The organism is Azospirillum sp. (assembly GCF_035627195.1).
GTDB lineage: Bacteria > Pseudomonadota > Alphaproteobacteria > Azospirillales > Azospirillaceae > Azospirillum.
Map to the genome: position 1 here is coordinate 1 of NZ_DASPMG010000341.1, position 3,616 is coordinate 3,616.

The window sequence follows — 3,616 nt, forward strand, 5'->3', positions numbered from 1 at the left end:
CAGCGTCTCCGACGCACCCTTCAGCGCGGTGGCCAGCTTGGCCTTGTCGACGTTGCGCAGCAGCGTCTGCACGCCGGACGGGTCGAGCTTGGACAGGTCCTCGAAGGTGAACATCAGCGCCTTGATGCGCTCGGCGCTGTCACGGTTGCGCTCCTCCAGCGCCGCCATGAAGCGGTGCTCGGTCGTGCGGTCCAGGTTGTTGAAGATCTCCGCCAGCATCTCGTGCGCGTCGCGGCGGCTGGTGCGGGCGAGGTTGGTCATGAACTCGGTGCGCAGCGTGCGCTCGATGTCGTCCAGCACCTCCTTCTGCACCGCCTCCATGCGCAGCATGCGCATGATGACCTCCATGGCGAAGCTCTCGGGCAGCAGCGTCAGCACGCGCCCCGCGTGGTCGGGGCGGATCTTCGAGAGCACCACGGCCACCGTCTGCGGGTATTCGTTCTTCAGGTAGTTGGCGAGCACCGCTTCCGACACGTTGCCCAGTTTGTCCCACATGGTGCGGCCGGCCGGACCACGGATCTCCTCCATGATGGAGTCGACCTTGTCCTTGGGCAGCGTCTTCAGCAGCAGCCGTTCCGTGCTGTCGAAGGTGCCGACCAGCGAGCCAGTGGCCGACATCTGCTCGGCGAACTCGACGAACAGGCGCTCGATCAGGTTGGCGGAGACCGAACCCAGGTTCGCCATTACCTGGGACAGCTCCCTGATCTCCTCGTCGTCCATCATGCCGAAGAGCTTGGCCGCGTGCTCCTCGCCCAGCGCCAGCATCAGAATGGCCGCCTTTTCCGGACCGGTGAGGGTGCGAAAGTCCTCACGCACCTTGAGCGCCATGGCCTAACAACTCCAAACGACACGCCATACGGCGCCGGATTACTCCAAAGCAGGGCCGCCCGTCCACGCCCGGGAAGGCATGCCGCCGTTCTCACAGCAACAGCCGCCCCTGGCCGGCGTCGCCGCCGCCCAGTTCCGGCATCGCCTCGGCCACCAGCTCGGCCGCGGCCTGTTCCAGCAGTTCGTCTGTGGCGGAGCCGGCGACGGATTCACGGCCAATCTCCAGGATCACCGGCACGGCCAGCGGCGAGATGCGGTCCAGGTCCTTGTGCGTGATGCGCCCCGTGATGCGGGCCAGGAAGTCCGACAGGCGCCGCACGTCCGTCAATCCGCCGGCCGCGTCCGCCCTGGTGGCGCGCAGCAGGACGTGGCCGGGGTCGTGCTTGCGCAGCACGTCGTAGATCAGGTCGGAGGAGAAGGTGACCTGCCGCCCCGTCTTCTCCTGCCCCGGATGGCGGCGGTCGATGACGCCGGTGATCAGCGCCACGTTGCGGAAGGTCCGCCGCAGCATGGAGGATTCGTCCATCCATGCCTCCAGGTCGTCGCCCAGCATGTCCTGGGCGAACAGGTCCGCCATGTCGGCGGGGGAGCGCAGCGACCAGACGGCCAGCACGTAGTCGGTGGCGACGAAGCCCAGGGGGCCGAGGCCCATGCGCTCCATCCGCCGGGTCAGCAGCATGCCCAGCGTCTGGTGCGCGTTGCGCCCCTCGAAGGCGTAGGCGACCAGGAAGCGCTTACCCTTGTGCGGGAAGGTCTCGACCAGCAGCCCGTCCCTTGAGGGCAGGACCGAGCGCCAGCGCTGCAGCCGCAGCCATTCCTGCACGTCGTCGGGCAGGCCGGTCCAGCCGCGCGGGTCGGCCAGGATGGCGCGCACCCGCGCCGCCAGTTGGGTGGTGAGCGGCAGCCGGCCGCCGGCGTAGGCGGGCACCTTCGGTTCCCCCGTGCCGCCCTTGGCGACCTGCACCTCCATCTCGCGAATCCCTAAGAACTTCAGCACCTGTCCGGCGAAGACGAAGGTGTCGCCGGCCGTCAGGCCCTGCACGAAATACTCCTCCACCTCGCCCAGGACGGGGCCGCGGTTCAGGCGCACGCGCAGCATCGCCTCCTGCACGATGGTGCCGACGTTCAGGCGGTACTGGCGCGCCACGCGCAGGTCGGCCACCCGCATCCGCCCGTCCTCGCCCGCCACCAGCCGGTGGAAGCGGTCGTAGTTGCCGAGCGCGTAGCCGCCGGTCGCCACGAAATCCACGACGTCGTCGAACTCGTCGCGCGGCAGATCGGCGTAGGGGGCGGCGGTGACCACCTCGTCGTAGAGATCGGCCGGGTCGAACGGCTCGGCGCAGGCCATGCCCAGGATGTGCTGCGCCAGCACGTCCAGCCCGCCGGGGCGCGGCCGCTCGCCGTCCAGGGAGTGCTCGCGCACGGCGTCCACGGCGGCGCGGCACTCCAGCACCTCGAACCGGTTGGCGGGGACCAGCAGGGCGCGGCTCGGCTCGTCCAGCCGGTGGTTGGCGCGGCCGATGCGCTGGACCAGCCGGCTGGCCCCCTTCGGCGCGCCGATCTGCACCACGAGGTCCACCGCCGCCCAGTCGATGCCGAGGTCGAGGGAGGAGGTGGCTACCACCGCCCGCAAGGCGCCGCGCGCCATCGCCGCCTCCACCTTGCGGCGCTGCTCGACCGCCAGGGAGCCGTGGTGGAGGGCGATGGGCAGGTTGTCGTCGTTGACCCGCCACAGCGCCTGGAACACCAGCTCCGCCTGGGCGCGGGTGTTGACGAAGAGGAGCGTGGTGCGGTGGCGCCGGATGCGCTCGTAGATCTCGCCGAGCGCGTGCGTCGCCATGTGGCCGGCCCAGGGCAGGCGTTCGCGGCTGTCGAGGATCTCCACCTCCGCCGTGGCGCCGGCCCGGCCCTGCACGAGGCGCACGTCACCCCCGTCGGCGCGGCCGGTGCGCGACAGCCACGCCAGCAGCGCGTCCGGGTCCGCCACCGTGGCCGACAGCCCGACCCGCCGGCACCCCGGCGCCAGACGGGCCAGCCGCGCCAGCCCCAGCGCCAGCAGGTCGCCGCGCTTGGTGCCGGCCAGCGCGTGCAGCTCGTCCACGATGACGCAGCGCAGGGGGCGGAAGATGTCGGCCGCGTCGGCGTAGGAGAGCAGCAGCGCCAAGCTCTCCGGCGTCGTCATCAGGATCTGCGGCGGGTGGGCGCGCTGGCGCCGCCGCTTGGATTCCGGGGTGTCGCCGGTGCGCGTCTCCGTCCGGATCGGCAGCCGCATCTCGGCCACCGGGTCCTCCAGGTTGCGCTGGACGTCCACCGCCAGGGCCTTGAGGGGGGAGATGTAGAGGGTGTGGAGCCCCTCTCTCGGGCGCTCCCCCAACTCGATCAGGGAGGGCAGGAAGCCGGCCAGCGTCTTGCCGCCGCCGGTGGGGGCGATCAGCAGGGCGGACTCGCCCGCATTGGCCGCCTCCACCATGGCCAGCTGGTGGGCGTGCGGCGCCCAGCCGCGCGAGCGGAACCAGCCGGCGACGTTGGGCGGGAGCAGCGCCTCCGTCATGCCAGAGGCCCCTGGACCCCGTCAAATGTAACCGGATGCAACGCCGTGCAACGCTTTGGGGCAGGTTGTTGCATTCCCGAGCCTCGTTCCGCCGACCTGTCGGTGCCGGAACGAAGGCGGTGGGCGGTAGGAATATTATCGGTGGGGCAGGGTCATTTTGCAACGCCCGTCAGGTGCCCCGCCGTGATGAAGTTGACGTTGCCGGTGATGGTGGCGATGTCGCCCGACCCAATGCCG

Annotated in this window: 2 protein-coding genes; both read right to left on the reverse strand. The window is 70.5% G+C overall.

The window, feature by feature from the left end; translation table 11 throughout:
* Positions 1 to 828, reverse strand: an 828-nt coding sequence (locus VED21_RS30395; RefSeq protein WP_324889199.1) for a flagellar motor switch protein FliG, incomplete at its 3' end; no start/stop codon positions are given.
* Between the two features lie 91 nt (positions 829 to 919).
* Entirely contained in the window at positions 920 to 3,379 is a 2,460-nt protein-coding gene (locus VED21_RS30400; protein WP_324889201.1) for a ligase-associated DNA damage response DEXH box helicase, read from the reverse strand.
* Between the last annotated feature and the right edge of the window lie 237 nt (positions 3,380 to 3,616).

Coding starts and splice junctions, on each gene's coding strand:
- VED21_RS30400 (WP_324889201.1), bottom strand. CDS start 3,379: ATGACGGAGGCGCTGCTCCCGCCCAACGTCGCCGGCTGGTTCCGCTCG.